Source organism: Hyphomicrobium album (genome assembly GCF_009708035.1).
Taxonomy (GTDB): Bacteria; Pseudomonadota; Alphaproteobacteria; order Rhizobiales; family Hyphomicrobiaceae; genus Hyphomicrobium_A; species Hyphomicrobium_A album.
Map to the genome: position 1 here is coordinate 1,029,569 of NZ_WMBQ01000001.1, position 26,665 is coordinate 1,056,233.

General features: G+C 65.6%; 28 protein-coding genes and 1 tRNA gene. 15 read left to right on the forward strand and 14 right to left on the reverse strand.

Annotation, left to right across the window (positions count from 1 at the left end; genetic code table 11):
- Positions 1–67: 67 nt before the first annotated feature.
- The 6 genes from GIW81_RS18785 to GIW81_RS05100 all read right to left on the reverse strand — a co-directional run bounded on the left by GIW81_RS18785 (position 68) and on the right by GIW81_RS05100 (position 6,876).
- The gene (locus GIW81_RS18785; RefSeq protein WP_195930394.1) at positions 68–1,600 is read right to left on the reverse strand and encodes a hypothetical protein; all 1,533 of its coding nucleotides are present in this window, start codon (positions 1,598–1,600) and stop codon (positions 68–70) included.
- A gap of 124 nt (positions 1,601–1,724) precedes the next feature.
- On the reverse strand, positions 1,725–3,446 hold the full coding sequence (locus GIW81_RS05080; protein WP_154738221.1) for an OmpA family protein: 1,722 nt from the start codon (positions 3,444–3,446) through the stop codon (positions 1,725–1,727).
- 148 nt (positions 3,447–3,594) lie between these two features.
- On the reverse strand, positions 3,595–4,884 hold the full coding sequence (locus GIW81_RS05085; protein ID WP_154738222.1) for an SAM-dependent methyltransferase: 1,290 nt from the start codon (positions 4,882–4,884) through the stop codon (positions 3,595–3,597).
- A 147-nt stretch (positions 4,885–5,031) separates the two neighbouring features.
- Entirely contained in the window at positions 5,032–6,009 is a 978-nt protein-coding gene (locus GIW81_RS05090) for an NAD(P)H-dependent flavin oxidoreductase (RefSeq protein WP_154738223.1), read from the reverse strand.
- 39 nt (positions 6,010–6,048) lie between these two features.
- Complete coding sequence (locus GIW81_RS05095; RefSeq protein ID WP_154738224.1) at positions 6,049–6,471, reverse strand: group III truncated hemoglobin; 423 nt, start codon at positions 6,469–6,471, stop codon at positions 6,049–6,051.
- A gap of 150 nt (positions 6,472–6,621) precedes the next feature.
- A complete protein-coding gene (locus tag GIW81_RS05100) occupies positions 6,622–6,876 on the reverse strand; it encodes a hypothetical protein (protein WP_154738225.1) in 255 nt (84 codons plus the stop codon).
- Positions 6,877–7,086: 210 nt separating this feature from the next.
- Between GIW81_RS05100 and GIW81_RS05105 the strand changes: the two genes are divergently transcribed.
- Positions 7,087–8,709: a magnesium transporter CorA family protein gene (locus GIW81_RS05105; protein ID WP_154738226.1), complete on the forward strand. Its 1,623-nt coding sequence runs from the start codon at positions 7,087–7,089 to the stop codon at positions 8,707–8,709.
- A 22-nt stretch (positions 8,710–8,731) separates the two neighbouring features.
- The gene (ppk2, locus tag GIW81_RS05110) at positions 8,732–9,652 is read left to right on the forward strand and encodes a polyphosphate kinase 2 (protein WP_324614897.1); all 921 of its coding nucleotides are present in this window, start codon (positions 8,732–8,734) and stop codon (positions 9,650–9,652) included.
- Between the two features lie 54 nt (positions 9,653–9,706).
- Here ppk2 and GIW81_RS05115 read toward each other — a convergent pair whose 3' ends face one another.
- The gene (locus GIW81_RS05115; RefSeq protein ID WP_154738227.1) at positions 9,707–9,892 is read right to left on the reverse strand and encodes a hypothetical protein; all 186 of its coding nucleotides are present in this window, start codon (positions 9,890–9,892) and stop codon (positions 9,707–9,709) included.
- 173 nt (positions 9,893–10,065) lie between these two features.
- Between GIW81_RS05115 and GIW81_RS05120 the strand changes: the two genes are divergently transcribed.
- From GIW81_RS05120 to GIW81_RS05145, 5 genes are all read left to right on the forward strand, one after another.
- Positions 10,066–10,320 carry a hypothetical protein gene (locus GIW81_RS05120; protein ID WP_154738228.1) on the forward strand — a complete coding sequence of 85 codons (255 nt, stop codon included), beginning with the start codon at positions 10,066–10,068 and terminating at the stop codon, positions 10,318–10,320.
- Between the two features lie 437 nt (positions 10,321–10,757).
- Positions 10,758–11,012 (forward strand): GcrA family cell cycle regulator, encoded by a 255-nt coding sequence (locus GIW81_RS05130; RefSeq protein WP_154738230.1) that lies wholly within the window; start codon positions 10,758–10,760, stop codon positions 11,010–11,012.
- Positions 11,012–11,284 carry a hypothetical protein gene (locus tag GIW81_RS05135; RefSeq protein ID WP_154738231.1) on the forward strand — a complete coding sequence of 91 codons (273 nt, stop codon included), beginning with the start codon at positions 11,012–11,014 and terminating at the stop codon, positions 11,282–11,284. The genes GIW81_RS05130 and GIW81_RS05135 overlap by 1 nt, the downstream gene beginning before the upstream one ends.
- 23 nt (positions 11,285–11,307) lie before the next feature.
- Positions 11,308–11,523, forward strand: coding sequence for a hypothetical protein (locus GIW81_RS05140; protein WP_154738232.1), 216 nt, complete (start codon positions 11,308–11,310; stop codon positions 11,521–11,523).
- A 315-nt stretch (positions 11,524–11,838) separates the two neighbouring features.
- The gene (locus GIW81_RS05145) at positions 11,839–13,029 is read left to right on the forward strand and encodes a sensor histidine kinase (RefSeq protein WP_154738233.1); all 1,191 of its coding nucleotides are present in this window, start codon (positions 11,839–11,841) and stop codon (positions 13,027–13,029) included.
- Between the two features lie 171 nt (positions 13,030–13,200).
- On the opposite strand, the gene GIW81_RS05150 is transcribed toward GIW81_RS05145, so the two are convergent.
- A tRNA-Ser gene (locus tag GIW81_RS05150) sits at positions 13,201–13,294 on the reverse strand.
- 172 nt (positions 13,295–13,466) lie between these two features.
- Between GIW81_RS05150 and GIW81_RS05155 the strand changes: the two genes are divergently transcribed.
- Positions 13,467–14,048, forward strand: coding sequence for a hypothetical protein (locus GIW81_RS05155; RefSeq protein WP_154738234.1), 582 nt, complete (start codon positions 13,467–13,469; stop codon positions 14,046–14,048).
- A 24-nt stretch (positions 14,049–14,072) separates the two neighbouring features.
- Here the strand turns inward: GIW81_RS05155 and GIW81_RS05160 are convergent, their stop codons facing one another.
- Positions 14,073–14,342, reverse strand: coding sequence for an SEL1-like repeat protein (locus GIW81_RS05160; RefSeq protein ID WP_154738235.1), 270 nt, complete (start codon positions 14,340–14,342; stop codon positions 14,073–14,075).
- 237 nt (positions 14,343–14,579) lie between these two features.
- Positions 14,580–15,554: a quinone oxidoreductase family protein gene (locus GIW81_RS05165; RefSeq protein WP_154738236.1), complete on the reverse strand. Its 975-nt coding sequence runs from the start codon at positions 15,552–15,554 to the stop codon at positions 14,580–14,582.
- A gap of 96 nt (positions 15,555–15,650) precedes the next feature.
- Here GIW81_RS05165 and GIW81_RS05170 point away from each other — a divergent pair, with 96 nt between their 5' ends.
- Both GIW81_RS05170 and GIW81_RS18790 read left to right on the forward strand, forming a co-directional pair.
- Positions 15,651–16,088, forward strand: coding sequence for a hypothetical protein (locus GIW81_RS05170; RefSeq protein ID WP_154738237.1), 438 nt, complete (start codon positions 15,651–15,653; stop codon positions 16,086–16,088).
- 32 nt (positions 16,089–16,120) lie between these two features.
- Entirely contained in the window at positions 16,121–17,140 is a 1,020-nt protein-coding gene (locus tag GIW81_RS18790) for a DedA family protein (RefSeq protein WP_195930395.1), read from the forward strand.
- A 12-nt stretch (positions 17,141–17,152) separates the two neighbouring features.
- Here the strand turns inward: GIW81_RS18790 and GIW81_RS05180 are convergent, their stop codons facing one another.
- Both GIW81_RS05180 and GIW81_RS05185 read right to left on the reverse strand, forming a co-directional pair.
- Complete coding sequence (locus tag GIW81_RS05180) at positions 17,153–17,818, reverse strand: class I SAM-dependent methyltransferase (RefSeq protein ID WP_324614898.1); 666 nt, start codon at positions 17,816–17,818, stop codon at positions 17,153–17,155.
- A 10-nt stretch (positions 17,819–17,828) separates the two neighbouring features.
- Positions 17,829–19,091 carry a DUF3419 family protein gene (locus GIW81_RS05185; protein ID WP_154738238.1) on the reverse strand — a complete coding sequence of 421 codons (1,263 nt, stop codon included), beginning with the start codon at positions 19,089–19,091 and terminating at the stop codon, positions 17,829–17,831.
- 194 nt (positions 19,092–19,285) lie between these two features.
- On the opposite strand from GIW81_RS05185, the gene GIW81_RS18795 reads away from it, so the two are divergent.
- The 4 genes from GIW81_RS18795 to GIW81_RS05200 all read left to right on the forward strand — a co-directional run bounded on the left by GIW81_RS18795 (position 19,286) and on the right by GIW81_RS05200 (position 22,943).
- Positions 19,286–19,450, forward strand: coding sequence for a hypothetical protein (locus GIW81_RS18795; protein ID WP_195930397.1), 165 nt, complete (start codon positions 19,286–19,288; stop codon positions 19,448–19,450).
- Between the two features lie 105 nt (positions 19,451–19,555).
- Positions 19,556–19,810, forward strand: coding sequence for a hypothetical protein (locus GIW81_RS05190; RefSeq protein WP_154738239.1), 255 nt, complete (start codon positions 19,556–19,558; stop codon positions 19,808–19,810).
- Positions 19,811–19,975: 165 nt separating this feature from the next.
- Positions 19,976–22,072: a putative bifunctional diguanylate cyclase/phosphodiesterase gene (locus GIW81_RS05195; protein ID WP_154738240.1), complete on the forward strand. Its 2,097-nt coding sequence runs from the start codon at positions 19,976–19,978 to the stop codon at positions 22,070–22,072.
- A gap of 70 nt (positions 22,073–22,142) precedes the next feature.
- Positions 22,143–22,943, forward strand: coding sequence for a class I SAM-dependent methyltransferase (locus GIW81_RS05200; RefSeq protein WP_154738241.1), 801 nt, complete (start codon positions 22,143–22,145; stop codon positions 22,941–22,943).
- A 13-nt stretch (positions 22,944–22,956) separates the two neighbouring features.
- On the opposite strand, the gene GIW81_RS05205 is transcribed toward GIW81_RS05200, so the two are convergent.
- Positions 22,957–23,688, reverse strand: a complete 732-nt coding sequence (locus GIW81_RS05205; RefSeq protein WP_154738242.1) for a class I SAM-dependent methyltransferase — start codon at positions 23,686–23,688, stop codon at positions 22,957–22,959.
- Between the two features lie 171 nt (positions 23,689–23,859).
- Between GIW81_RS05205 and GIW81_RS05210 the strand changes: the two genes are divergently transcribed.
- Positions 23,860–24,093: a hypothetical protein gene (locus tag GIW81_RS05210; protein WP_154738243.1), complete on the forward strand. Its 234-nt coding sequence runs from the start codon at positions 23,860–23,862 to the stop codon at positions 24,091–24,093.
- Between the two features lie 2 nt (positions 24,094–24,095).
- On the opposite strand, the gene GIW81_RS05215 is transcribed toward GIW81_RS05210, so the two are convergent.
- The gene (locus GIW81_RS05215) at positions 24,096–26,555 is read right to left on the reverse strand and encodes a putative bifunctional diguanylate cyclase/phosphodiesterase (protein WP_154738244.1); all 2,460 of its coding nucleotides are present in this window, start codon (positions 26,553–26,555) and stop codon (positions 24,096–24,098) included.
- Positions 26,556–26,665: the final 110 nt, after the last annotated feature.

A 26,665-nucleotide genomic window follows, 5' to 3' on the forward strand; every position in this document is an offset into this window, starting at 1 on the left:
GAGCCTGCATTGCGGCCGCACGGGCGCACACTCCTACCCCGATGACGACGGTGCGCCAATGGCTCCTTTAGCCGTCCACCCGGCGCGAGAACTCGGTCTGCCCACCGGTTGCGAGGATGCGCGCCTGCTCGATCCAGTTCTCGCGCTCGATGCGTCCCTTGAAGTCGAGTATCTGGCTGATGCGCTCGATGTCGGCGCCCGTCCAGTTCGCGACCTGCTCGTAATGTACGATGCCGAGCGAGTTGAGCTTCTTCTCGATTAAGACGCCGATGCCGCGGATGCGCTTCAAGTCGTCCACATCGGGGCGGGCGCGCGGAGACCTCGCCGCCTCCGCTCCGAGCAGCGCTTCGGAACGCACCGACCTCAGGTAGCCCATGTCGCCGCCGCCGGCCGGCTCGGCCGGAGCGGTCGCCGAAGCCGGCGCGGTGGGGGCGGGTGCAGGCGCCGCGGCTGGCGCGGGAGCAGCGGCAGCCGGAGCCGTCGTCGCGGCCGGCGCTGCTGCTGGCACAGCGCTATAGATGCGGCTCGAATAATAGGTCTGGCCACCGTCGGCGAGCACCTGTGCCTGACCGACCCAGTTTTCAGGCCCGATGCGGCCGACGATGCCGAGCGTCTGCTCCAGCACCCGGGCATCGCCCGCACCGAGAACGGCGAGATCGGCGAAGCGGCGCACGCCCACCTCGTAGAGCTGACGCTGCAGCCCGGCGTCGATGCCGCGGATGCGGGTGAGATCATCGCCCGGCGCGGAGGAAGCGGCGACCTTGCCGAAGCTGCGCGTGGCGACCGGCACGGACGCCGCGGCTTCCGGCGCCGGAACACGCGAAGCGGGCTCGACCGTCGGAGGAACGGGCATGCCGCGGTCGACGCGGCGCGAGTAATAGGTCTCGCCGCCGGTCGCCAACACCTGCGCCTGGCCGACCCAATTGTCCTGGTCGATGCGGCCTTTGAGGCCGAACCTGTCGTTGAGGCCCTTGACGTCGCCGGCAGTCAGCACGGCGAGTTCCTGGAAGCGGCGAACGCCGGCTTCCTTCAATCGCTTCTGCATCTCCGGATCGATACCGCGGATGCGCGTGAGGTCGTCGCTTGGCCCGGCGCCGCCCTGGTCGGGTTTGACGGGAGCCCCCGAGCCGCTCGACACGGAGATGGACGAAATCGGCGGCGCGACGGGAGCTGGGGCCGGTGCCGCAGCTGGTGCGGCCGCGGTGGGCGCGGAAGCTGCCGCTGCCGGAGTCGTTGCCTTCGCGGATGCAGTCGAGCCGACGATGGCCGGCCCGGGCCACACCAGATCGCCGGTAGCCTGCGCGGGCGGCGCTTTCGCAACCGGGGCCGGTGCGGACTGGGACGCTGCGGCGGGTGCAGCATGGGCCGATTGACCGCTGATGGCGCGGTTGAAGCGCTCATCTTCAGCCGCGGCACGCGGTGCAACCTCAATCCTAGGCTGGTTGGGCGCCGGGGCGTGCGAGACACCCGATACGGCAAGGCCGGAAGCTTTGCGCGAGGTGCCGTAATAGTACCGGCGCTTCAAGCCACAGGCGAAAACCGCCCCGAAAAAGAACGCGACCGCCAAAAGCAACGTCGCCTGCCAAAGCAGCTCCGTCATATCCCCTCACTCCCCACGTACTCGATGCGCACGTTCAGCCGCGCGTCAGCCTTCTACCCTGGCACACGAAATCCACGCCACGACGAAACCGACCACGAATGCTGCAGCCGTGTACCAGGCGAGGTTAGCGACGAGATAGTCCATTATCAGCATCCTGCTTTCGTACAGGCATCGGGGGTGGCGGCACGCGGTGCGCCGTGATCACCACCTCGATGCGTCGGTTTTTTGCCCGGTTGGCCCGTGAGTTGTTGGGCGCCACCGGCCGGGTCTCGCCGTACCCAACGGCGGCGAGGCGGCTCGCGTCAATGCCCTTCTCGACCAAATAGGCCGTCACGCCGCGCGCTCGGTGCTTCGACAGCGCCAAATTGCGCCGCGCCTGTCCCGCGGCGTCGGCGTGGCCGGCGATGCTGAGTGCCGTCCCGGGGCATGCGTTCAGCGCGCCCACGAGCCGATCGACCGCCGTCTTTCCGGCGTGATCGAGGTGCGCACGGCCGCGAGCGAAGTGCACCTCGACCTGCCGCGCGGCCGTTTGCACGTTGCTCGTGCAGCCGGTCTGGGAGGCAATGTTGCCCGGAGGTAACGCTGCCGTATCAAAGCGATGGTCGGGGGCAGACGGTTTGGGCTGAGCGTCTGCCGCGGGGGCCGTAGCCGGTTGCACCGGATCGGCCTTGGCCTGCGGGATTGGCGGAGCTCCCTTGGCGGCACCATCGGCTTTTGGCGCCGGCAGCGGTGGTGGTTGACCCGGCGCCTCCTGCTTCGGTACCGGCAGCACCGGCGCAACCGCGGGCCCCTCGCTCGATGGCGGGGCCTCGACCTTCGCCACGACAGCGGGATCGCGCGCCGGATCGGCGGCGGGGATTGAAAGCGCTTCTTGCGGCTGCGCGGGGCCAGCTGATGGCGCTTCCGTCACTTCTTTCCGCTCCGGCGGCGGCGGGATGTCGTCGACCTTCGCCACGACAGCGGGATCGCGCGCCGGATCGGCGGCGGGGATTGAAAGCGCTTCTTGCGGCTGCGCGGGGGTAGTCGGCTGCCGTTCCGTGAATTCCTTGCGCTCTGGCGGTGGGGGGACATCGTCGATCTTAGCGACGAGGCCGGGATCGGTGGCGCGGTCGGCAGCGGGAATTGAGATCGCTTCTTGCGGCTGCACGGGGGTAGTCGATGGCGCTTCCGCGACCTCTTTCTGCACCGTCGTCGCAGGAGGACCAGCCTGCTTCTCGGCAGGCTCGATCAACGATGCCGCCGGCGCAGGCGCGATATCCGCCCGCGACTCAACGCTGTCGGCCGGTGTCGCCTCGCGCGCCTGCACCACGTCGCTCGGTTCCGACTGCGTCGGTAAGGCTTCGGCTATGCGTTCGTCCCGCGCGCCCACGAGGACATCGGGTGGCGCGTGCGCCTGCACCACACCACCGGGCTCATCCGCGCTCACCAGTGGCCCCGCTGCGACGCGTGCCGCCACCGCCCGGTCGGAACTCGCCACCGGCAAGTCGACCGGGGCGAGGTCGCGCAACGGCTGGCGGGGGATTTCCTCATGAGCAGGGACCGCGCTCGGCGGCGCGGGATCGACCGCGGCCCGGTCGCGCACCTCGACGACGCGAACGCCCCATACGTCACTCACGACGCCGACGGCCTCGTCGCGCTGGCCGGGTCTATCCGGGGTGCCGACGAGCAGGCCGTCACGCCCCGAAAAGGCGACGGACGCCCAGTCATGGCCGGCGGCCGCGAGAGCGGCGGCGCTGCGCTGCTCGAGATCGCGCTCGATGCGGTCGGACTCGGCGTTGACCGCCAGCCAGCTCAGCATCGCGATCGGAATGAGCCCCCAGAGCCACCGTGCCGGATGGCATCTCATGCGAACTATGCCTCCGCTTGCGGTAGAGGCCGAACCGGCAAGAGCAGTCGCAGCCTAGATCGCCTACGTCGGAACTATAGACAACGGAGGACGGCTTTCCAAGCCGACGGGTGCGCCGCAGCAATCGGTGCACTTAGAAAAAATCCTGTCAAAGCCGTTGCTTGCGCAGGGGCACCGGCTCGCCTGCAGCGCGCGGCGGGGCGATCTTCGCCTCGACTTCTCGCAGGCGCAAATCCTCGTAGCGCTCGGCAATATAGGCGCGCGTCAACGGCACCGCATCGGCGCTACGCGCGCACTGGATCTGGAACACGGCGACGTTCTGGTAGCGGAATGCCGCTTCGCAGCACGCGAGGTAGTATTCCCACATCCGGCAGAACCGCTCGTCGTACAGTGCCAGCGCCTCGTCGCGCCGCGCCATGAAGCGCCGCCGCCAGTTGAGAAGCGTCTCGGCGTAGTGCATCCGCAGGCACTCGACATCGGTCACGAGCAGCCCCGCCCGCTCGATCGCCGGCACGATCTCCGACAATGCGGGTAGCTGGCCACCCGGGAAGATGTACTTGTCGAGCCACGGGTTCGGATACCAAGGGCCGTCCATGTGGCCGATGGTGTGCAGCACCATCACGCCGTCGGGTTTCAGAAGCTGCCGGCACTTGTTGAAATAGGTGGGGTAGAAGCGCGGGCCGACGTGCTCGAACATGCCGACCGATACGATGCGGTCGAAGCTGCCTTCCGTCTCGCGATAGTCCTGCAGCGCGAAGTGGACGCTGTCCGACAATCCCGCCGCCGCCGCGCGCTCGCGCGCTACCTGCAATTGCTCGCTCGACAGCGTAATGCCCTGCACCTGCCGCGCGCCGCCGATCTGCTTGAGGTAGAGGGCGAGACCGCCCCACCCGCTGCCGATGTCGAGTACCCGGCTGTCGGGATCGAGCGCCAGCTTCGCGGCGATCAGGCGCTTCTTGGCGAGCTGAGCCTCGTCCAGCGTGCAGTCGGGCCGCTCGAAGTAGGCGCAGCTGTACTGCTGGTCGGGATCGAGGAACAGCTCATAGAGCCGATGGTCGAGATCGTAGTGGTGGGCGACGTTACGCCGGGCGCGCCATCGATTGTTGCGACTGATGGCACTGCGCGTCAGGTAGCGCAGCTTGCCGAGCAGGCGCGCCGGCAGGGAGCGCTCGCCGGCTTCCGCATCACGTACCACGAGGGCGAGGAAGTCGTAGATCGATCCGCGCTCGACGACGAGGCGGCCGTCCATATACAGCTCGCCCACGCGCAGTTCGGGATTGAGAACGGTGGCGCGCTCGGCGCCCGGGTCGAGAAAGCGGACGCGAACTTCCTCACCGGAGCCATCGCCGAAAGTGCACTCGTTGCCGCGCGCGGTGACGATCGTCAGCGCGCCGCGCTTGACGAGGCGAGACAGTACCGTCGTGAGGACTTTTTCCATGACACGTACCGGCGACCGCAAGAGCGTAGCGCCGCGGCGACCGCAGGCGCAAGCCACACGCCCCTAAACTTAGGACTGCAGCCTTTAGGAGATGGTGAACAATACCGACGATTGCCATGCCCAAATCATGGGCAGTTGCTTGCCCCGTCAGGAGACCAGCTCGCGGGCGCCACCGGTGATGCGGTCGGCCGCCTCGCGCACCATGCGATCGATGATGACGCTGGCTGGCTCGATGCCATGGATCAGGCCGGCGGCCTCGCCGATGAAGGTGTTGCTGCCCTCGGGATCGCCCTCGGCCCACGCTTGGCGGTACTTCGCGGCCTCTTCGTCGGCCACGGCCACAAGCTCCGCCTCGCGCCCGTGCCAGCGTTCGATGAACGCATTGCGCAGCACCCGCGCGGTATAGCGATGCGGCCAGTCGAGCTTGCGCGCGAGGTCCATCACCTGCGAGCGAACCGTGTCGTCGCCGGTCGCCGCCAGCGCCGCGTCGTGCATGCGCGGGCTGACATTGGCCTCGTGTGAGGCCCACAGACGCGACCCGACGAGCACGCCGTCGGCGCCGAGCATCAGAGCAGCGGCGAGGCCACGCCCGTCGGCGATCCCCCCCGCGGCGCAAAGCAACGTCTCAGGCGACTTCGCGGCGATGAGGTCGGCGACTTCCGGCACCAGCGTCATGGTCGCGCGGATCTCACCGTGGCCGCCCGCTTCCGAGCCCTGCGCCACGACGATGTCGGCGCCGCAGCCGATGGCGCGCTCCGCGTCGCGCCGCGTCTGCACCTGGCAGATGAGCCTGGCCCCGCTATCCTTGACCTGCCGCGCGAACGTTTCGGGATCGCCGAACGAGAGGAAGATGGCGCGCGGCTTGTGGGCCAAGGCGGCATCGAGCAACTGCGGCTGTTTTTTCAGCGACCAGGTGATGAACCCGCATCCGACAGCTGCGTTGCCGGCGTTGCGGAACTCCGCCTCGAGCCAATCCTTGTCGCCGTAGCCCCCGCCGATCAGTCCTAGGGCGCCGGCCCCGGAGACGGCGGCGGCGAGACGGCCTCCCGCCGCGAACGCCATCGGCGCGGAGATGATCGGATACGCGATGCCGAGGGCGCGCGTCAGGCGGGTCGTGAGAGCCATGGTCTTAATCCGCTTCTTGATGAGCGTTGGCGGGCGACGTCAGAGGGCCGGAGCGAGGGGAATGCCGCGGCCGCGCTGTACGTCGATGCCGAGCTTCAACGACTCCGCAATGCGTTGCGAGCGATCGACGAAGAGCTCGGCGGCTTCCGGCGGGCAGATTTCCTCCGCCGTCTCTTTGAAGAGAGCGAGCCAGCGCGCGAAGTGTGTCGCGTCGAGATCGGGAAGCGCCGCATGCACGACCATGGGCCGGCCCTTGTAGGCACCGGTCAGCAGCGTCACGGACGACCAGAAACGGCAGAGTGTCGCGAGGTGTTCGTCCCAGTTTTCGACCTTGGCATTGAAAATCGGCCCGAGCAGCGGATCGCGCCGCACCGTAGCGTAGAACGCGTGCACCAGGTCGCGGATCATGTCTTCGGTGACGCCGGCCGCAAGACCGGGCGAGTTCGGATGAAGAGTGTGCATGAGATGTCTCAGGTGATTTCCGAGACTGAGGCTAGCACGAACGACGACCAGGTCGCGCCGCGCCGCGAGTCAAACCGGCGTGAGCAAGACCGCGGCGATGGCGCGATAGGGGCGGCCTATCGCGGTCGGAAAACCTCACGTGCGATGCGCTCAGCGGGAATAGCGTCTGGAGCGGCGATAGGTGCGCCCGTCGCTGTAACCGAGCCGCTGGCAAAAGGCGCTGCGCGTGCCGCTCAGGCAGCCATAGCGCTGCAGCAGCTCCGCATCGCGGGCGTTGGTCGGACCGCCGGCCCGCGCGTTGGCGCGCGCCGCCTCGACCTCCCAGTAGGAATCGGCGGCGACCATCGTCGGCGAAGCAAGGACCACTGCAGCCGTGCCGAGCGCGGCCCATTTCGCGATGTTCATCACATACCTCCAGACGCCGGCCCGGTTACCGCGCATCACGGGTGCCGGGCCACAACCATTCTAGCCCATATAGGGCGCCTCGCGCCGGATTCTAATCCCAACCGCTTCCAGCGCCGGCACTTAGGGTGTCGGAAAACTGTCATCTGCACTCACTAGGGTGCCACCGGGGCACGGATTGAACCGCGGCGCCGCGGCCGCGGAAGGGGAGGCATGGCCAACGATGCAAGTCCGGTGCCCGCGGGTGCGCACGACGCGCAGGCGCGGACCGTTCGCCATTTCCGCCAGATCGTTCTTTGGCCCATTCAGCTCATCTCCGGCAAGGCGAACGGAAAGCGGGACAGCGCCGACGCTTTGTTCGAGCGCCTCGGCGGCGGCAATTGGGAACTCGTCGACGACGAGTTTGGGGTCGAGGCCGATGCCTTCCAGGAACGTCACTATCGCGAATTCGTGAGCTTCCTGCCGCACGTGCAACGGTTCCTCTACGGCGATGCCCCGGGCTCTCTGCGCCGCCTGGGTAAGGGCGACGCCCCGTTGCGCGTCTACCGGCGCACCGACATCGCCGCCGTGCGCATGGTCCTGGCGCCGGGCGGCGAGCCCGTCACCTGCCGCGTGGCGCACGTGGACTTGCACTTCTTTCATGACGTCGACGCGGTCATCCTCGCGTTCGAGTTCTACGCGTCCGATCTGCCGCTCAGCGTCGTGCACGAGATCATGTATCGCTTCGGCCGTGCCTATCCGCCGGGGTGGACGGAGACGGGCGAGCCCCTGCACTGCCCGGCGCACGTCGAGTGGCTCGACAAAGACGATCGCGTGCTCGCCACCTCCGACTACCAGAAGCGCGAACGCTACCTGTCCTTCGTCGGTCACCAGCGGACGCCCTGCTTTGCGGCGCATTGGGAGTTTCTGCTGATGCCGCTGGTGGCGGAGAACTCCGGCAGCAAGGGGCCGCTGAGCTTCCGGCAGATCGAGTACTACCGCATGCCGGTGATGACTTACCTGACGCTCGACCGCATGTGGGACATGCAGCGGACCGACTACATGCGGCTCGCCTTCGCCACCGGCGCCAGTCCCAACGGCGATGCGCCGTTCGCCGAGCGCTTCCTGCACGATTTCGAGGCCCGCAACTGCTACGACCGCTACTATCACGAGGGTTCGGAGGCCGCGGCGGTCGGCACGCGCTTCCTGCTGTCGGGGCACGCATTCACCGTCGTCGCCGATGGCGTCTCCCCGCGGCTGGAGGACAACGAGCGCGGGCTGTTGGGACAGTTCCGCCACCAGTATTTCCTGCTGTTCTTGATCAGCCACTTTCACAAGGCAGCGCTGCTTATGCTGTCGGACCGGCTGGTGGCCGCGATCAAGCTGCTCGAGATGCGCAGCGCGCAGTCGGCCGCTTCCTTCCGCCGCGAAACCTATCGACTGCAAGAAGCGTTCATGCGGTTCACCCAGCGCTACTGGTTCACAGAAGTGTCGGACCAGGCGCAGACTCGCGATCTTTTCCGGATGCAGCGAGCCCACCTCGGCAACGACGACCTGTACAAAGAGCTGCGCAACGAAATCTTCGACATGGTGCAGTACCTCGACAGCGACGTGCTGCGCCGGCAGAGCGGATCCTTCCATCGCCTAACGGCCGTAACGATCATTGGTCTCATCGGCACCACCGCGACCGGGTTCCTCGGCATGAACCTCATTGACGAGACGGGGGCACCCCTCCTCGTCAAGCTCGGCTACTTCTGCATCGTGGCCGCCGCGGTGACGGCGCTCACGGTGGGCGTGGTCGCGTTCTCGAGATCGTTGACTGCCCTGCTCGACCGCATGTCGGGCGAGCGCCCATGATGCGTGATTTAGGAGTGCTATCGTGACCGGCGACCAACGTGCAAAAGATCTCGACCACCGCATCCGTGCCGATCTCGTCGACAGCTTCGACGAGGAGCTCGAGATGGAGATCGACGACGAGCGCCTCGGCATGCTCCTCGACGGGACGTCGGATCGCCCCGACGCGGACGGCATGGACCGCAAGCTCTACTTCAAGGAGCTGTTCCGGCTGCAGGGGGAGCTGGTCAAACTGCAGGATTGGGTCGTCGCCCAGAAACTCAAAGTCGTGGTCATCTTCGAGGGTCGCGACGCCGCGGGCAAAGGTGGCGTCATCAAGCGCATTACCCAGCGCCTCAATCCGCGCGTCTGCCGCGTGGCCGCGCTACCCGCACCCAGCGAGCGCGAGTGCACGCAATGGTACTTCCAGCGCTACGTCAGCCAACTTCCCGCTGGCGGCGAGGTCGTGCTCTTCGACCGCTCCTGGTACAACCGCGCCGGCGTCGAGCGCGTCATGGGCTTCTGCACCGCGGACGAATGCGAGGAGTTCCTACGCACCGTGCCGGAGTTCGAGCGCATGCTGGTGCGCTCGGGCATCATCCTCATCAAGTACTGGTTCTCCATTACCGACGAGGAGCAGCACTTCCGCTTCAACATGCGCATCCACGACCCGCTGAAGCAGTGGAAGCTCTCACCCATGGACCTCCAGTCGCGCGTTCGCTGGGAGGCCTACACGCAGGCGAAGGAGGCCATGCTGCAGCGGACGAACATTCCCGAGGCGCCGTGGTGGGTGGTCGAGGCGGTCGATAAGAAGAAGGCGCGGCTCAACTGCATCCACCACCTGCTCGGGCAGATCCCCTATCACGAGGTGACGCGCACGCCCGTGGTGCTGCCGGCGCGCACGCATCATCCCGACTATCAGCGTCAGCCGGTGCCGCGCGATATGTACGTGCCGGCTGTCTATTGAGATGTCGATGAGAGCGTGTGCGCGGATTCGGCGCATGAGCGCGCCGCATCGAGCCTAACCAGGTGCGGCTGCACGCGCCCGAATAAGTGTGTTGAGCTGGTTCAGAAGATTGCGGCCGGTGAGCTGCTCGACCGCGTACCCCTCCTTGAGGAGCCGCTGCCGTACGGCAGAAACGCTGTCGTAACTGCCCGAGGCTGCCAACTCGAAGGCCCTTTCGAGCACGGTCACGTGTACCTGCATTGACTTCCCCGCTTCTCGCAGCCGCAGTTAACGCACGAATAGGAAACAAGGTTCCGGGGCGTGCGATTGGACACCCCGGCCGCTAGGGAGTATGAAGACCACATCACGCGCTACGACCCTAGGGCGCCCGTGACTGAGAGCTTTTGCTCCCGCCTGTGATGCGAGGAGCCTCAATGGCAAGCTCAATCGAATTCTTCGACCCCATTCTGCTCGGCAATATGACGGCCGCCCTCAATGCGGTCCTGGCGCGCTGTATGCCGACGCACGCGGACTCGCCGGACCACCGCATTGCTCTCGGGCGCCTCATTCTCAACTCGGCTCGCAATGGTGAGCGGGACCAGCAACAGCTGGAGCTTTCCGCATCAATTCGGCTTCCTGACGCCACTTTGGGCGCGAGGCTTCCACAAGCCCATCGCAGTTCGTCCTGATCGCCGCGAAGGAAGCCCGCGAAATCGGAAGATCGGAGGAAGCATGATGCGACGGCCCCGACCCGTTCACAAATTCAAGGTCGGCCAGATGGTCGATTTCGTCCCATCCAAGACCGGCGTTCCGGCGTCGGCGAGATCTTACAAGATCGTTAGTCTCTTGCCTGAAGAAGGGGGAGAGAAGCGGTACCGGATCAAGACGATCGCAGAGACGTTCGAGCGCACGGCACGCGAGAGCGAGCTCTTGAGAACTTCGTCTCCAGTTTAGGGAACCACCAGCTACGAGAGGGCGACATGCCAAAGGGCCAGCAGAAATCAAATCGCGAAACTCGCAAGCCGAAAAAGTCATCGACACCTAAGGCCTCCGCACCGGCGACGGTTACTTCCACGTTCGCCACCCCTTCACACAAGTCCGGAAAGAAACGGTGAGAGTCACAAACATGAGCCTATTCAGAGCGCCGCCGACGCCAATTCAAGAAGATGACGTTGTCGTCAAGGCAGCTCAGCCGAAGACGATGACGACCCTGTTGCCGAACGACTGCCGCTGGCCGATCGGCGATCCTCTGCATGCCGACTTCCATTTTTGTGGATTGGCGAAGCAGGACGGGGGACCGTATTGCGCCGATCATATGCGCCAGGCACGGACGTCTAGCCGTCCGCGAACTCCGACCTACATTAGTGGAGCCCGTGTCTGATGCGCGCGCCAGACGAGTTCTCCTTTGACGTTCCGGCTGAGCTCTATTCGACTGGCGGCCCCGGTTCGGCCAAGCGGCCGATGAGCTACAGGCGCTTCGATCGGAGCGCTGAAGCCATCCGCTTTGCGATCGAGCAGCTTCCGCCGCTCATGCAGAGGGGGACGGTCATGGAAATCGGCGACGTGCGATTCGAGTTCACGGATATCCGCAAGCTCTACGACAGCGCCGAGTATCCTTTTCCGCGCGACGCGGCCGACACAGAAGGCGCCTGACTTCCAGCTTGAGGGGACATGACGTGCGCTTTCACAAAGCAAAAGTCCTGAGCAAGCCAGAAGCCGATCGCATCATCGGACGGGAGAACACGGCGGTAACTGACGTCGTCGTCGTCTCCCGGGGCGACCGGTTCTACGACGTCCGCGCGATGACCCAATCGGAAATTGACGCCTTCATCGCCGATCTGGCACGCGCCGAGCACACCGAGTTGCAGGCGGCCGCCAGGCTGCCATCGTAGCTCGCAGAGGCGGCGACCCGTTCAGCTGAGCCGCACTGGACGAGCGTCTCCCGTGCGACCGGTCGGGTGAAAGATGGCGGAGCCGGAGGGATTCGAACCCTCGATCGACGAGCTCGCCGATTGGAACGACGAGCTAGCTAGGATTGAAGTCCTCTATCGCTATTCACCGGCGATAGGCACACCAGCGCCTGTGTACGCGCAAAAGCGTCGTCGAAGAACTTGCCGTGGCGCTGCATGAGCGTGGGTCTGATGCCACTGAGCAACTGGCATGGGCTGAGCTTGCGGGCTCCGACCAACGAAAGTGTCAGGCCACACATGTCAACCGATCCAACCGCGCAACCGACGAATGTGCTTGTTGTTGAAGATGAAATGGTGCTGCGCATGCGCGCCGTTGACATCGTAGAGGACGCCGGGTTTACGGCAGTCGAAGCTGTGAATGCTGACCAAGCGCTATCCATTCTCGAATCGCGATCCGATATCTCGTTACTCTTTTCCGACATCCAGATGCCCGGCAGCATGGACGGATTGAAACTTGCCCACGCGGTGCACGACCGTTGGCCAAACATCAAGATCATCCTGGTGTCCGGCCAAATCAAAGTAGCCGATGCCGACAAGCCCAGAGACAGCCGCTTCTTCCGCAAGCCGCTGGAAGTGAAGCAGATGATCGCCGAACTGCAAGAAATGGTCGGCGTCGGATCGTTGAAAATCGTCCCGGATGCCGTAATTCCGCTCGCGATTGTGGCGCTAGACCGTCCGACGCAAAGCTACTCGCCCCACCCCACCTCGCAAGACGATCTGACCGCTGAGAATGATAGCCTTCGCCTGCTGCTGGAGCAGGCCGTGATCGATGCAAAGACCCTGCTTGCCCAGGCGGGCATTGACGCAAAAGTGCGCGAAGCCGCGGACAAGTTACAGAAACTTATTCTCGAAGAACTGCATCACCGCATCAAGAATACGCTCGCGACCGTGAGCGCCATCGCCTCCCAAAGCCTGCGTACCGCCACTAGTATTGAGCATGGTCAGCGGGCGATCGAGGGGCGCCTGATTGCGCTCGGGCGGGCGCACGACCTGCTGATGCAGGCCAGTTGGGCAAACGCCAGTCTTCTGGAAACCGTTCGCGGTGCCACCGAACCCTATGACAGCAAGGGTGCGGGGCGGTTTTCGATCACTGGTTCCGATATCGCCATCACCTCAGGCGCCGTCATCGCGCTCGCCATGACCTTCAACGAACTCTGCACCAACACAACGAAGTTCGGCGCGTTGTCTGTAGCATCGGGTCGCGTGGAAATCGCCTGGACTATTGACGAGCAGGCGCAGAGGTTGCGCCTGACGTGGGCGGAAAAAGACGGTCCGACAGTCGCAGCACCGACCCGGCGAAGCTTCGGCACCCGCATGATACGTTCACTTGGACACCAGCTCAGCGGTGAGGTTCAACTCAGTTATGAACCGACAGGGTTCGTCTATACTCTCGACGTGCCGCTTGGTTCATTGACTATGAAGGCGTGAGGCGCAGGAAGGCACGCGCAGACCACGCTTCCTGGCGCTCATCCGATCCTGGCCCTTAGCGGCAGAATTCCCGAAACCGCGTAGCCGTGGCTTTGGCGAGGAGAGCAGACATGGACGACTTTGGCACGAACCGTACTCGGACGCGTGTTAGGATGCGGCCCACGGGGGGGATGGCGGAGCCGGAGGGATTCGAACCCTCGATACGCCTTTACAAGCGTATAACGGTTTAGCAAACCGCCGCCTTCAGCCTCTCGGCCACAGCTCCACTGGAGGTGCCTAATAGAGGCGGGGTGAGTGGATTGCAAGCCGCGCGCGCCGCGCCTTTGCACGCGTCCCCAATCGCCCGCCCTTGACGCCCTAGCCACCTCGGCTCATCGTTCCGGCCGTGAACGCAGAATGCGGCGAAACAGCCGCAGAAGAACAAGGGGGTCGCGCTCATGCACAAGCGATCGGTGGCAGCGGCAGTAGCGGTGCTTGCACTCACCACCGGCGTCAAGGCGCAGGAGTTCTGCGTCACCTGCTCGGGCCCCTCGGCGGCCTACCGCTGCCTGATCGGCGGCGATACCGGGAACGCCGCGGCGCGCTCCTCGCGTGGACAATTCCTGTGCATCACCGAGCTGGCCAAGGCCGGCGGACATGCGAGTTGCAGCGCCACACGCGGGCAGTCGAGCCCGTGCCCCGGCGAAACGCGCACGGTGATGTTCTCGCTGGCCGATCCGGCTGCCGCGCCGCTGGCGACCACGTCGCCGCCGCCGCTCGTGCCGGTGCCCTCCTCGACGACACCGTTGGCACCCGGGCAGGATCTGCCCCCCGTCGCATTGCCCACTCCGCAGCCGCAACCCGCCCAACCGACGCCGCCCGTCGAAACCGGCACCGCGCCGCCAGCCACCGAGAAGCCGAACGCGGTAGAGGATCTCGCCAACAAGACCGGCAAGGCGGTGTCCGATACCGGCAAGGCGGTCGGCAACGCAGTGAAGAAGTCGTGGGATTGCGTCGCGTCGCTGTTCGGCGACTGCTGATCGCTGAATTAGATCGCTAAGCCTTCAGTGCTTGGTGATCCACTCGCGAGCCAGGCGCTGTGCCCGCGAGATTTGTATCTTCGACATCTCGCGCGAGATTTCCGAGCGGTACTGCTTGGCATCGTCGTTGCCGCGCATCGCCGCGAGGTTGAACCACTTGTGCGCCTCGACGAGATCGATATCCACATCCCGGCCTACGCAATACCTAAGGCCGAGTTGGAAAAGAGCATCCGGCGTTGAGCCGTAATCGGTGCTCTCTTCAATTCCGTGCGATGACAGTTCCAGTCTTGCCATGATCGTTCGCCCGTACCCCAATACATTGCGGACAGTGCCGCTCGAGCTCTGCCGGTAAGAATGTCAGCAAGGCGATGAGAACTGGTAAACCGCGCGAGGCTGAAGGTGTGAACGCCGAGCCGCGAATGCGCATCAAATCGGCGCATTCGCATCGCTTCCGCGCAGGCAGCAACTCGCTCTTCACCCTCATGGTTACTAGCGGCTAACCATACGCGGCGATCGCGCCGGTAATATCCCTTAAGGAATGAGGACGATCGAGCCGGTCGTCTTGCGCGCCTCCAGATCGTTGTGCGCCTGCGCGGCCTCACGCAACGGATAGGTGCGGCTGGGCTCAATTTTGATCGCGCCCTTCGCGACCATCTCGAAGAGTTCGCGCGCATTGGCGACGAGATCCTCGCGCCGCGCCGTGTACGTCATGATCGTCGGGCGCGTCGCGAAGAGCGAGCCTTTGGCCGAGAGGATCTGCATGTCGAACGGGGGCACCGGCCCCGATGCGTTCCCGAAGCTGACCCACATGCCCTTCGGCTTCAGGCAATCGAGCGATGAGGGAAACGTATCCTTACCGACGCCGTCGTAGACCACATCGCAGCCGGCGCCGCCGGTGAGCTCGCGCACGCGCGCCACATAGTCCTCCGTGCGGTAGTTGATGACGTGGGTGCAGCCGGCGTCCTTGGCGAGCTTCGCCTTGTCGTCGGAGCCGACGGTCCCGATCATCGTGGCGCCCAGCGCCTTTGCCCACTGGCAGACGATGAGGCCAACGCCCCCCGCGGCGGCGTGGTACAGCAGCACGGTCTCGGGCGTCACCCGATACGTCTCGCGCAGGAGATAGCGCGCCGTCATGCCCTGCAGCATCATCGACGCCGCGGCGACGTCGTCGATGGCGTCGGGCAGTTTCACCAGGCGGTCGGCGGCGATAAGACGCTCCTGTGCATAGCCCCCGAGCACGCCGGCGTAGGCCACGCGGTCGCCCACGGTGACGTCGGTCACCCCGGGGCCGACAGCCTCGACCGTTCCGGCGCCCTCCATGCCGATCACTGCCGGAAAAGCGGGCAGCTTATAGAGGCCGCTGCGGTGGTAGACGTCGATGTAGTTGAGCCCAACGGCGGTTTGGCGCAGGCGCACCTCGCCGGTCCCGGGCTCGCCGACCGTAATCTCTTCCCAGCGCATGACTTCCGGGCCGCCGTTGGCGTGAATGCGGATTGCATGTGCCATGTCCTGGCCTTTCCCTGTCTCGGGCGCCCGTTTCGCCTTGACGGCGCCACCTAGGGCTTCTACGGGCTTTAACCGCGCGCCGACAAGGGAGCGAGAATGATTCTCTACCGCCGCCGGAACCTGCCGGTCCTGCTTCTGCTTTTTGCCCCCGTCGCGCCTGTCGGTTGTACCGGTCCCAACGTAACCACGGGGGCCAGCTCCGGCCTCACCTGCGTCGACGACTCGAGCGACTGCGTCGCCAAGCGGCAGCGCACGCTGCGCTACCTCGTCGACGACCAGGACCGCGCCTGGGTGAAGGCGCACGCGCCGGCGGAAGCGTACGCGTCCGGCGTCCGCCTGTTCGCCTTGAAGAGCAAGAAGAAAGATCTCACCTGCGATGAGCTGGCGCACGGCAGGAACGAGGCCGACCGCGCGCCGGGCGTCCTGCGCAGCGCCGGCAACCTGACGCCGGCGCAAGTCTCACGCGGCATCATGCTGGCGAGCGAGGTGTCGCGCGAGCTCGGCGCCGAAATGAAGCGCCGGTGCCGAGGTTGATGCGAAGCGCGTGCACCGGTGAGATTTCCTGAATGACCGAGAGCCTCGTCGACACAATCCTCTCTATCGTCCGGGAGCGAGAAAGCTGGGCGATACCAATCGCCTTCCTCGTGGCGTTCGGCGAGTCGCTCTGCTTCCTCTCCATCGTCTGGCCCGGCTGGGCCATCCTCTCCGGCCTCGCCTTCCTGCTGGCGGCGAGCGGCGTCGGCTGGCCGATCATCATTCTCGTCATCATTGCCGCGGGGCTCGGTGGTGTCGTCGGCTACTCGATCTCGTACTGGGTCGGCCACTACTTCAAGGACAGCATTGGCAACATCTGGCCGTTCAGCCGCCACCCTAACCTCATCCCCAAGGGCGAGGAGTTCTTCGACGAGCATGGCCTGTGGAGCGTGTTCCTCGGCCACTTCATCGGCCCGGTGCGCGCTGTGATCCCCGTCATCGCCGGCATGTTCTCCATGCCGCAGATTCCGTTTCAGATCGCCAACGTGTCGAGCGCCTTCATCTGGGCGGTGTGGGTGGTGCTCGGACCGGTGCTGTTCGTCACCTTCCAGGAGCCAATCTTCGCCTTCATGCGCGAGCACGAATGGGTCGTGGCGCTCGTCATGTTCGGGTTGGCCTTCGCCAATGCCATCGCCATTCCGCTTCTCTTCGTTCCGGTCCTGCTTCTGTTCGCCTTCGTCGGCGGCGTCCACCTCTACGCCGGCGGCAGCTTCTGGATCATTTTTGTCGCCGGTGCCCTGGGCGCGTTCTGCGGCGATCTCTACTTCTTCCGCGAGGGACAGCGCTCGAAGCTCAGCTTCACCAATGCCTGGTTCATCGGCGACAAGGGCCGCGCCATACCGGCGGCACGCCAGCTCGTTCGCGATGGCGGGGCGATCAGCGTGATTACGAGCAAGTTCCTCGGCTTGCGCCGGGCGGTGCTCCCTATCGCTGCTGGAGCCGAGGGCATGTCCATGGCCCCGTTTGCCGTCGCCAGTGCCATCTCCGCGGCGCTGTGGTCGGCGGCGTTCCTGGTCCCGGGGCTGCTCGTGTGCGCTTTCATGGCGCGCTAAGCAGCCCACCGATCAGGCGGTGGGCTGCTTCGTCACCACCGCATAGACGGCATAGCCGCGATAGAGCGGCGTACAACGCACGCTGTAACCGGGCATGGCGGCGATGCGATCGAGCTCGGCCGTAAGCGCGTCGCGCGGCTCGACGGAAAACTGTGCGAGCCAAGCGCGGAGCAGCCGCTTGAACCAGCGCGGCAGCCGCTCCTGCCCGCCGAAGTCGACGATCAACAGCCGGCCGCCGGGGGCCAATGCACCCAGAGCCTGTTGCAGAGCACCCTTCCACGGCGGAATCATCGACAGCGCATAGGAGATGCAGATGCGGTCGAAGGCGGCTGTTCCGAAAAGGCGCTCGCCGGAGAAGTCGGTGGCGTCGCCGGCGGCGATGCGGATGCGATCGCCGAGGCGTGCCCGAGCGATGGAGCTGCCGGCGGTCTCGAGCATCGCGGCCGAGATGTCGAAGCCGAAGAAGCGCCCCTGCGGATAGCGCCGCGCGGCGGCGATGAGGTTGCGGCCCGTGCCACACGCCACCTCGAGCACCCTATCCCCAGGGCCGGGGGCCAGATCCCCGATCAGCCGGTCGCGCCCGAGCAGATAGAACTTGCGCGTCGCGTCGTAGACGTACCGCTGGTAGCGGTAGATCGCGTCCATGTGCTGGGCGGCGGATGCTGTCGGATGCGCCACGCGCAGTCCCTCAGGCGACGAACGTGTAGAGATGGAAGCCGCCGTAGATCGACGAGCGGTCCTTGGCCGTCAGCGCCCGGCAGCGATCGCGATCATAAGAAAAGCGCGACAGCACCGCTTCGGGTACGCGGCCGGGAAGGATCGTCTCCTCGCCAGCGGTGCGGAAGATAACGCGCGCACCGAGCTTTGCCGTGCGCACGATCTCGTTCCACAGGGCGCTGAGCTGCTCGTCCGTCATCCAATCCTGCGCGTCGAGCAGGACATAGGCATCGAGCGAACGTGCCGGCTTCGACGCCAAGTGCTCGGTCAGCGACGCGTGCACCACCGTCATGTCGGTCGCGCGCTTGCGCAGTTTGTCGAAGCTCTCCCGCTTCAGGTAAGGCGGCAGGGGTGCGCGGGTGTTGGTGGCATAGCGGCGGCCGAACGCCTGCCAGGCGAAGTAGTTGTCCCTGAGGTCGAAGTCGCACGCGAGACGCTCCAGGCGGGCGCGCAGCACGTCTGCCATGCTGGCTTCGCTGCCCTTCAGCGCCGCGAACTGCGACGGCGGGATTCCCAAGCCGAACAGCGCCGAAGGCTTGTCGAGCAGCCAGCGGATGTGCCGCTTGGCGAACAGGGGGGCGAGCTCGCTATCGAAGATCCGGCGCTGCTCGCCGCGCGTGCGGGCGGTGAGCACGCGGCGCGGATCGGCACCATGCACGCGCGCCAGCCAATGGCCGGCGGTGATGAAATTGCCGAGCAGGCCGTGGCGATAGAGGTTGGAGCTGAAGTAGCCGATGCGGCGGCGGCCGAGGCGGTCGCGCGATTCCCAGTACTTGCGCGTCTTCGCGTCGAGTTTCGGACCGAGGTAAGTGTGGTAAGTGTCGACGTTCTCGCGCTTGTTGGCGTCGGCGAAGAAGGTGCGGAAGGTGTCGTGGTCCGGCAGATGCGTGAGCGCCGCGAGCTTCAGCTTGTTGAGCGCGACGTGCGCGGGATTGAGGTCGACGGCGGTGACGGTGATGGGGGCCGCCGCGAGATAGCTCAGGACATTGCAGCCGCCGGACGCGATGGCGATCAGGTGCTCGCCTTCCTTGACGTCGAGGGCTTCGAGATCGACGACCGGATCTTCCCAGATTTGCGGATAGACGAGACCGCTGAAGGCGAGGGTGAACAACCGCTCCTGCAGGCCCTGGCGCGTCGTGGCCTTGTGGCGATGCACGGCCTGGCGCAGGCGCCGGTTACGTTCCCGCCGCAGAGGGGCTTCCTCGGCGGCAATGGCGTCGCGGGTTGAAGCCATACATCCCTGTCCGTTTCTGGCGGCCGATTCCGGCACTTGTGGCAGTCCGACGGGCTCGGCTACGGGAGTCTTGTTACGGTTTTATGTCAGCCGTATGCCTCGGCACTTGCGCCGCAGGCCAAGATCACCTAGACGAGCCGCTTCGCGCTTCGGGGCCGTGCCGGCTGCCGGCGTAACCCAATCCGGTGAAAGCCATGAGCAGCCCACGCAGCCTCCGCAACGTTGAGACCCGCAAGAAGAAGGCGCGCCGCGCCATTCCGCGCGCCAAGACCACCCGCACCCAGGGCAACACCGCCGCCGGCCGCACGCGCCTGAAGAAGGCTGCCGGTCTGCGCCGGGGCGCCAAGGCGAAGGCTTAAGGCCTTACTCATTTTCTGATCGTTTTGCGCTTGCCGGCGCGGATCCGCCGCGGCTCCCTGCACGTTGACCGTGCAATTGAGCACGGACCCGCCGGGAGCGAGCGCATGGTCAACATCTATCTGTTCATCGAATTGTTGCGCGCGGCCAATGCCGCGGATGTGGTCGGGCAGCTCAAGGCGCTCGACCTCGGGAGCTGCACGTTCGCCAACGTGGTGGTCCTCGCCGACGACAAGCTTGTCGCCCAGCTCGATTGCAAGTCGAGCACTGAGGCAAACACTGCCATCCTCGAGAAAATCTCGCCGATCGACGGCATCGTGCAGACGAATATCATCGCCGCGGTGCGACCCGTCCATAAGTAGCGTGCGGCCAAATCGGACGCCCCCTGACATTTGCCGCGAATTTGGGCGCGCCTATAAGCCAACGTAAATCGTTACGGAGCGAGACTGAGCGCTCCGTCGGCCGCGCGGCCCGATACGTCGCGGCCCTTCATTAATAACAATTAACGCTTGCCTGCGTAGCCATAAATGACCGGAACCTACTCGCTTGAGCTTGTCGGGCTCTCGCTCGTCGTTGCCGTTGCTGCCTCATACGTCGCATTCGCGCTGGCGGTGCACATTTCGGCGACCCGAGGCTGGGCCGGTATCTACTGGCTGGCTGGCGGTGCCATCGCCATGGGCGCCGGCATCTGGTCGATGCACTTCATCGGCATGCTGGCTTTCACGCTGCCGATTTCGATGTCCTACGATCTCGAGACTACCATTGCGTCGCTGATCATCGCGTGCATGGCATCTGGCTTTGCCCTCTACGTCGTCAGCCGACGCACCCCCGATCTCACCAACCTCGCCGCCGCCGCCGTGACGATGGGCATCGGTATAGCCTCGATGCACTACACGGGGATGGCCGCAATGAATGTTGCGCCCCCGCCGTCCTACGACACGCTCCTCGTCGTCGTGTCGATCGCCGTTGCGATTGCTGCCTCTGGACTTGCGCTGGCGCTCGGCTTCAGGCTGCGCAGCGATGCTACGGCGAATATCATTGGCAAACGGCTGCTCGCCGCCCTGGCGATGGGCGTCGGGATATGCGCCGTGCACTACACAGCGATGGCGGCAGCCCAATTCGCGCCCGGCGCGATATGCACGGCTCCGAATTTCGAAATCGACCAATTCTGGCTGGCCATCGCCGTTGCCGCGATGACGCTGCTTTTTCTTGGCACCACGATGCTGATCCTGACCGTCGACGTGCGCCTCGCCCATCAGCTCGACGCTGCCAACGCGCACATAGCCTTGCTGGCGCGGCAGGACCCGCTCACTGGCGTTGCCAACCGCCGTACTTTCATGGAGGAGCTGGAAGCCGCGTTCAGCGCGCGAGCCCGCGGCGGCGCCGACTTCGCCGTCCTGTTTCTCGATCTCGACGGTTTCAAGGAAATCAACGACACGCTCGGGCATGCCGCCGGCGACGCGATGATCGTCGAGGTCGCCGAACGGCTGCGCGGGGCCGTGCGCAGTGACGACCTCGTCGCGCGCTTCGGCGGCGACGAGTTCGCCATCCTGCAGCGAAACATCGCGACGCCTACGGACGCCGGCACGCTGGCGGAGAAGATTGGCAGCGCGATCGCCGCGCCGTGCACCATCGAGCACGAGGACTTAGCCGTGACGGCTAGCATCGGCGTCGCGAATGTGACGGGCGAGACGGCGACTCCGGCCGATCTCATGGTGCAGGCCGACCTCGCCCTCTACCGAGCCAAGGACGACGGGCGCAACTGCTACCGCTTCCACAACGCTGCGCTCGACCGGCAGGTGCATGCGCGCGTGCTTCTCGCCCGGGAGCTCAGAACCGCCATCGAGCGCGGCGAGCTCGAGCTCGTCTACCGGCCCCAGGTGCAGATCGCGACCGGGCGCATCACCGGGCTCGAAACACGTGTGCAGTGGCACAACCCGTCGCGCGGCATCATCTCTCCATCGGTGTTCATCCCCATTGCCGAGCGGGCGGGAAGCATTCTTGCCGTCAGTGCCTGGGCAATGGAGGAAGCCTGCTGGCAGCTGCAGCAGTGGCAAGATCACGACGTGGCGCCTCCCGTCATCTCAATCGGCGTTTGCCGTGGGCAGTTCAAAGCCGGCGCCGCGATGGCCAAAGACGTGCAGGCGTGTCTGGAACGGCACTGCATCGCCCCTGATAGGGTCGAGCTCGAGTTCGACGAGCCGGTGCTCATGCAGGCCGCCGAGCGCTACGCGTCGGCGCTGCAGGCGCTGCGCGACCTGGGCGTGCGAATGGCCGTCACCGAATTCGGCAGCGGCTATTCTTCCATCGGCTACCTGGCGAGCGCGCCTGTGCAGCGGCTGAAGATCGCGCGGTCGCTGGTGGCAGGAGCGATGACGGATGCCGCGAGCGCCCGTGCCGTCCGCGCCAGCGTGCATGTCGCCCGCGAACTCGGCGCCGAGACCATAGCCGACGGAGTGGAGACGCAGGCGCAGGCCGTGTTTCTACTCGCCGCCGGCTGCGAGCAGGCGCAAGGCTCGTTCTTTGGACCTGCATTGTCGGCGATGGAGGCTTCGCTGCTTCTGCGCAGCGCCGTCGTGAAGCCTGCCGCCAAGGCCGCCAAGCGGGACACATCGGCCGCCTGACGCGCCATTGCTGAACCCGACTGCGCACCCTACATAGAGCCCTGCTCTGCTCCCTCAACCCGGCAGTCGCATGGTCCGCATCGCACCCCTCGATCCCAACCGCTTCACGTCGGCAATCCCTTATTACGTCAATGGGCGCCCGCGATACTCGGAGCGCCTCGTGGTGCGGCTGGCGCGCGAGGCAAAGCTTGACGCGCGCTCGCGCGTGCTGGACCTCGGCTGCGGACCGGGTTCGCTCACCCTCCCGCTCGCCCGCCACTGCGGCACCATGATCGGCGTCGACGTCGACACTGACATGATCGCCACCGCGCGCCAGGCCAGCGGGATCGCCGGGATGGACGTCGACTGGCGCGTCGGCACCTCTTTCGACCTTCCCGCCGATCTCGCGCCTCTCGACCTGGTGACGATTGCCCGCGCCTTCCACTGGATGGACCGCGAGGCGACGCTGCAGCGGCTCGACGAGCTGATCGGTCCCGGCGGCGCCGTGGCCCTCGTCAATACGGAGTTGCACGATGCCGGCGTCCGCTGGCATGGGGCGTTCGAGGAGCTGCGTAAGGGTCACGGCCGCTTCGACGAGTTCTACCACTGGCGTAAGAGCGATGGCTGGGAGGAGCATGTGAGCGTTCTGCTGCGCAGCGCCTTCAGCAACGTCGAGCGCATCTCCGTGTTCGAGCTCAGAACGACACCGATCGAGGAAGTCGTCGCCCGCGCCCTCTCATTCTCCGCCAACTCGCCGTCAGCACTCGGGGAGCAGGGGCGCATCGCCTATGAGGAAGCGGTGCGCGAGACGATGCTGTCGATCTCACCTGCGGGCACATTCCCCGAGATCGTCGAGAGCATAGCCATTATCGCGCGCCGACCGGGCGCATGAATTGTCCCGCCGATCAGGGCCGGTAGAGGAACAGGCGGAAGAGGTCCGTCGGCGACCTGTAAAGTTCCGTCGTGGAGGCGAAGCCCGCCGCTCGCCCAAGCTCCTTCCATCCCGCCATGGTCTCCGGTAGATCGCAGGCGCGCACGTGGCGCATCGCCTCGGCGAACTCCCTGTCCGTTAGATTGGTCCAGTCGCGCCGTCCGATCGCCTCGAAGCGGTCGAGGTAGGCGGGACGATCCTCGCCTTCCCGGCGCGTTGGCTCATAGGCTAGAAACGCGCCGCCCGGAGCGAGCCTGTCGCGCACCTCGCGCATGAATGCGCCTTTGGCGACCGCGTCGAGGTGGTGGAGCGACAGGCTGATCCAGACGATGTCGGCAGGCTGGGGCAGGTCGCGCATCGCGACCGTGAAGTCGGCTTCATCGAGCTGCGCCGGACACGGCAGCGCCGCGAGATTTTCCGCCGCTAGCGCCAACGCGGGGCCGGAAAGATCGACACCGCGATAGTGCTCGATGGGCGTCGTGCGCAAAGTGCCGACGATCCCGCTGATATCGCCGCAGGCGAGGTCGATGAAACGGAACGGGCGGCCCAAATCGTCGATGAGGAAGCGATGCAGCGCGGCGCAGGCTTCCGCATTCGAGAGGTAGTCGTACTGAAGAAACTTCTGATAGACCCCCCACTGGTTTTGGAAGATCTCGAGCGCCGCTGTATCGTTGGCGGCAGCAGTCGATCGGCCGGCGTTAGCCATCGCGTCCTCTCGCTAGTACGGCGGCAAGCCGTGATTCCATCATATCACGACCGCAACAGCCGGCTCATTCGTCGCCGCACATTCGGCAATTAGCTCAACTGCCGAAGCAGCCCGCGAGCTTTCCTTAAATCGCCCCATCGTACCTAGCAGGCCGGCTTGGGAGGTCGTTGCATGCGTTGGTCTGCTCTCGTTGCGTTGCTCACGCTTTCCGCGGTCGCTCATCCCGCTCAGGCCGGGTACATCACGCAGCGCGCCCCACCCGCGCAGGACCTCCTGGAAGCTCCGCCTCCACGCCCCGTCGGCGACCCGGACGTGCCGCCGATCGGGCTCGACTTCTACTTTCTCGAATCTGACACTGGTCACGAGGAAGCGTGGCCGTGGCCGCCCGCCCCGACCGACAACTGATGTCATGAGGCCCGCGATTGGCGCTGCCGGCGTGGTCGCTGGCGGCTGAGCAGCGTCGCCACCTCCCTGGCGGTGACGGGCCGGCCGACGTAGAAGCCCTGCGCCTCGTCGCAGCCCTCGGCGCGCACCCGCTCGAGCTGCTCCTTGGTCTCGATGCCCTCGGCTACGGTCGTGATGCCGAGGCTCTTCGACAGCGCCACCACCGAGCGCAGCACCGCCAGGGCGCTGTTCGGCTCGTCGCGTAGCTCGCTGATGAAGTGCTTGTCGATCTTGATCTTGTCGAAACGGATGCGCGTCAGGTAGCCGAGCGACGAGAAGCCGGTGCCGAAGTCGTCGAGCGAAATGCCGATGCCGAGATCCTGCAGCCTGCCGAGAGCGTCGGCTACCTCGGTGCCTTCCTGCATCAACACAGATTCGGTGATCTCGAGCTCGAGCCGGCTCGGCGACAGCGATGAAGCGCCCAGCGCCTGGATCACCGACTGGCGCACGTGCCCGGAGCGGAACTGCGCAACCGACAGGTTCACGGCGACGCGTACGTTTTTCGGCCAGCTTGCCGCTTCCTGGCACGCCTCACGCAACGCCCATTCGCCGAGCTGCACGATGAAGCCGGTATCCTCGGCGAGGCCGACGAATTCCACCGGCGAGATGACGCCGCGCTCGGGGTGGTTCCAGCGCAACAACGCCTCGAATCCGGCAATCTCGTTGTCAGCCAGGTTGAGCTGTGGCTGGTAATAGAGCTCGAACTGGCTTTCGCGCAGGCCCACGCGCATGTCCTGCTCGAGTTTGTGGCGGGCGCGCACGCGCTCGTCCAGCTCGCGCTCGAAGAAGCGCGAGTTGCCCGGGCCATCTTTTTTGGCGCGGTTGAGGGCGAGATCGGCCGCCTTCAGAAGCTCGTCGGGGTCTTTGCCGTCCGCCGGTCCCACGGCAACACCGACGCTGACGCTGATCGTTACCGACTGGTCGTCGATGTCGAAGGAGGTGCCAAGCACCGCGTGGACGCGCTTGACGAGCGCGTCGGCCGCCTTGGCCGGCTCGTTGGTCAGCTGCAGCACGGCGAATTCGTCACCGCCGACCCGCGCCACCATGTCGACCCCGTCGAGGCGGCGGCGCAGACGCTGGGCGACAGCCTGCAGCAGCGCATCGCCGATCGAGGGACCGAACGTGTCGTTGACCTCCTTGAAGCGATCGATTTCGAACAGGAGGACGACGAGCTGGCTCCCCTCCAGCGCGTCGCCGATGAGCGCCTGATCCATGCGCTCGCGCAACTGCACGCGATTGGGCAGGTCGGTCAGCGCATCGTGCCGCGCCAGGTGGGAAAGCTTCGCCTCGATGCGACGCAGCTCGGTGACGTCATCGTGCGTGGCGACCCAGCCGCCGCCCTGCATCGGCTCGTGGGTAATGGCGATGACGCGGCCGTCTCCCAGCTCGTGCAGACGGGTGTTGCGCACGGCCTCGCGCGCGGAAGCGAGGCGCTCCTCCAAATAGGCAGCGGGGTCGCCGCCGTCGTAGAGCCCATTCTCGATGCGGCTTTCGACGATCTTGCGGAACGGCGTGCCACGCTTGGCGAGCTCTTTCGACAGGCCGTAAATCTGGATGTAGCGGTCGTTGCAGACGAGGAGCTTCTGGTCCTCGTCGAACATGCACAAGCCCTGGGTCATATTCTCCAGGGCGGCGTTGAACAGGCGGTTTTGCTCACTGAGCTCTGCGTCGCGCCGGTCGAGCGCGGCGAGCGCCGCTTCCGCCTGCTCGCGGGCCCTGGTGGATTCCTGCAGATGCTGCTGCGCGGCCTCGAGGGCCTCGCCGTAGTCGGCAGCATGTGCCGCGCGGCCGAGGATGCGCCGCGCCTTGTAGGCTCCGCCGACCAGGATGAGAACGAGGCCGGCGAGCGACAGGATGCGCACTAGCTCCGACGCCGGCAGATTGAACAGCGCCGCTAGATAGCTGCGGACATCCGATGCCGCCGCCGCCGAAGTGGACAACAGCGGCGCAAGGCAGATGAACATGCTCCACCCGGCCAGCGCGACGAGCCCGGCAATGGCGATGGGCCGCGGATGCAGCCGCCAAGCGCGCACGGTAACGATAAGCAGCAGGATGGCGAAGGCCGGCGGGCGGATGATGATGGACCCGGGGCTGTCGACGTCGGCGTGGTAAATCCAAATCAGCGATAGCACTGCGAGCACGTCGAAAACGTTCAGCGCATCGAGCAGGCGCTCCGGCAGCTCCTTCCTTTTCGTCAGGAACCAACGCAGCACCGAGCTGACAATGAGCGCACCGAGCGCGAGCGTTCCCCAGCTCAAGAGACCCGATAGCGCGTGCGTCTCCCCGTAGGCGAAGATGGCCAGCAACGCGATGCTGCCCTGAGCAACCGCAATGGCCTGCTCACCCTTGACGTCCTGCTCGTACAGCGTCTGCGCCAGACGGCGCGAAGGGTTGTACCGCCGAGCACCCCCGACAGCACGCATCTCCTGCTTTGACGGTGTCGGCGTGACTGGCAACTGACGTCACTCCCCGCGCGTGGTTCACGCTTCTTTTTTGCGCATGCCGGCGACGCGCGGAAAGCTCCGGACTTCCG

Bases quoted from the DNA above. Each gene is read 5' to 3' on its own strand.
- GIW81_RS18785 (WP_195930394.1), bottom strand. From the start codon at position 1,600: ATGACGGAGCTGCTTTGGCAGGCGACGTTGCTTTTGGCGGTCGCGTTC.
- GIW81_RS05080 (WP_154738221.1), bottom strand. From the start codon at position 3,446: ATGAGATGCCATCCGGCACGGTGGCTCTGGGGGCTCATTCCGATCGCG.
- GIW81_RS05085 (WP_154738222.1), bottom strand. From the start codon at position 4,884: ATGGAAAAAGTCCTCACGACGGTACTGTCTCGCCTCGTCAAGCGCGGC.
- GIW81_RS05090 (WP_154738223.1), bottom strand. From the start codon at position 6,009: ATGGCTCTCACGACCCGCCTGACGCGCGCCCTCGGCATCGCGTATCCG.
- GIW81_RS05095 (WP_154738224.1), bottom strand. From the start codon at position 6,471: ATGCACACTCTTCATCCGAACTCGCCCGGTCTTGCGGCCGGCGTCACC.
- GIW81_RS05100 (WP_154738225.1), bottom strand. From the start codon at position 6,876: ATGAACATCGCGAAATGGGCCGCGCTCGGCACGGCTGCAGTGGTCCTT.
- GIW81_RS05105 (WP_154738226.1), top strand. From the start codon at position 7,087: ATGGCCAACGATGCAAGTCCGGTGCCCGCGGGTGCGCACGACGCGCAG.
- GIW81_RS05115 (WP_154738227.1), bottom strand. From the start codon at position 9,892: ATGCAGGTACACGTGACCGTGCTCGAAAGGGCCTTCGAGTTGGCAGCC.
- GIW81_RS05120 (WP_154738228.1), top strand. From the start codon at position 10,066: ATGGCAAGCTCAATCGAATTCTTCGACCCCATTCTGCTCGGCAATATG.
- GIW81_RS05130 (WP_154738230.1), top strand. From the start codon at position 10,758: ATGAGCCTATTCAGAGCGCCGCCGACGCCAATTCAAGAAGATGACGTT.
- GIW81_RS05135 (WP_154738231.1), top strand. From the start codon at position 11,012: ATGCGCGCGCCAGACGAGTTCTCCTTTGACGTTCCGGCTGAGCTCTAT.
- GIW81_RS05145 (WP_154738233.1), top strand. From the start codon at position 11,839: ATGTCAACCGATCCAACCGCGCAACCGACGAATGTGCTTGTTGTTGAA.
- GIW81_RS05155 (WP_154738234.1), top strand. From the start codon at position 13,467: ATGCACAAGCGATCGGTGGCAGCGGCAGTAGCGGTGCTTGCACTCACC.
- GIW81_RS05160 (WP_154738235.1), bottom strand. From the start codon at position 14,342: ATGGCAAGACTGGAACTGTCATCGCACGGAATTGAAGAGAGCACCGAT.
- GIW81_RS05165 (WP_154738236.1), bottom strand. From the start codon at position 15,554: ATGGCACATGCAATCCGCATTCACGCCAACGGCGGCCCGGAAGTCATG.
- GIW81_RS05170 (WP_154738237.1), top strand. From the start codon at position 15,651: ATGATTCTCTACCGCCGCCGGAACCTGCCGGTCCTGCTTCTGCTTTTT.
- GIW81_RS18790 (WP_195930395.1), top strand. From the start codon at position 16,121: ATGACCGAGAGCCTCGTCGACACAATCCTCTCTATCGTCCGGGAGCGA.
- GIW81_RS05185 (WP_154738238.1), bottom strand. From the start codon at position 19,091: ATGGCTTCAACCCGCGACGCCATTGCCGCCGAGGAAGCCCCTCTGCGG.
- GIW81_RS18795 (WP_195930397.1), top strand. From the start codon at position 19,286: ATGAGCAGCCCACGCAGCCTCCGCAACGTTGAGACCCGCAAGAAGAAG.
- GIW81_RS05190 (WP_154738239.1), top strand. From the start codon at position 19,556: ATGGTCAACATCTATCTGTTCATCGAATTGTTGCGCGCGGCCAATGCC.
- GIW81_RS05195 (WP_154738240.1), top strand. From the start codon at position 19,976: ATGACCGGAACCTACTCGCTTGAGCTTGTCGGGCTCTCGCTCGTCGTT.
- GIW81_RS05200 (WP_154738241.1), top strand. From the start codon at position 22,143: ATGGTCCGCATCGCACCCCTCGATCCCAACCGCTTCACGTCGGCAATC.
- GIW81_RS05205 (WP_154738242.1), bottom strand. From the start codon at position 23,688: ATGGCTAACGCCGGCCGATCGACTGCTGCCGCCAACGATACAGCGGCG.
- GIW81_RS05210 (WP_154738243.1), top strand. From the start codon at position 23,860: ATGCGTTGGTCTGCTCTCGTTGCGTTGCTCACGCTTTCCGCGGTCGCT.
- GIW81_RS05215 (WP_154738244.1), bottom strand. From the start codon at position 26,555: ATGCGTGCTGTCGGGGGTGCTCGGCGGTACAACCCTTCGCGCCGTCTG.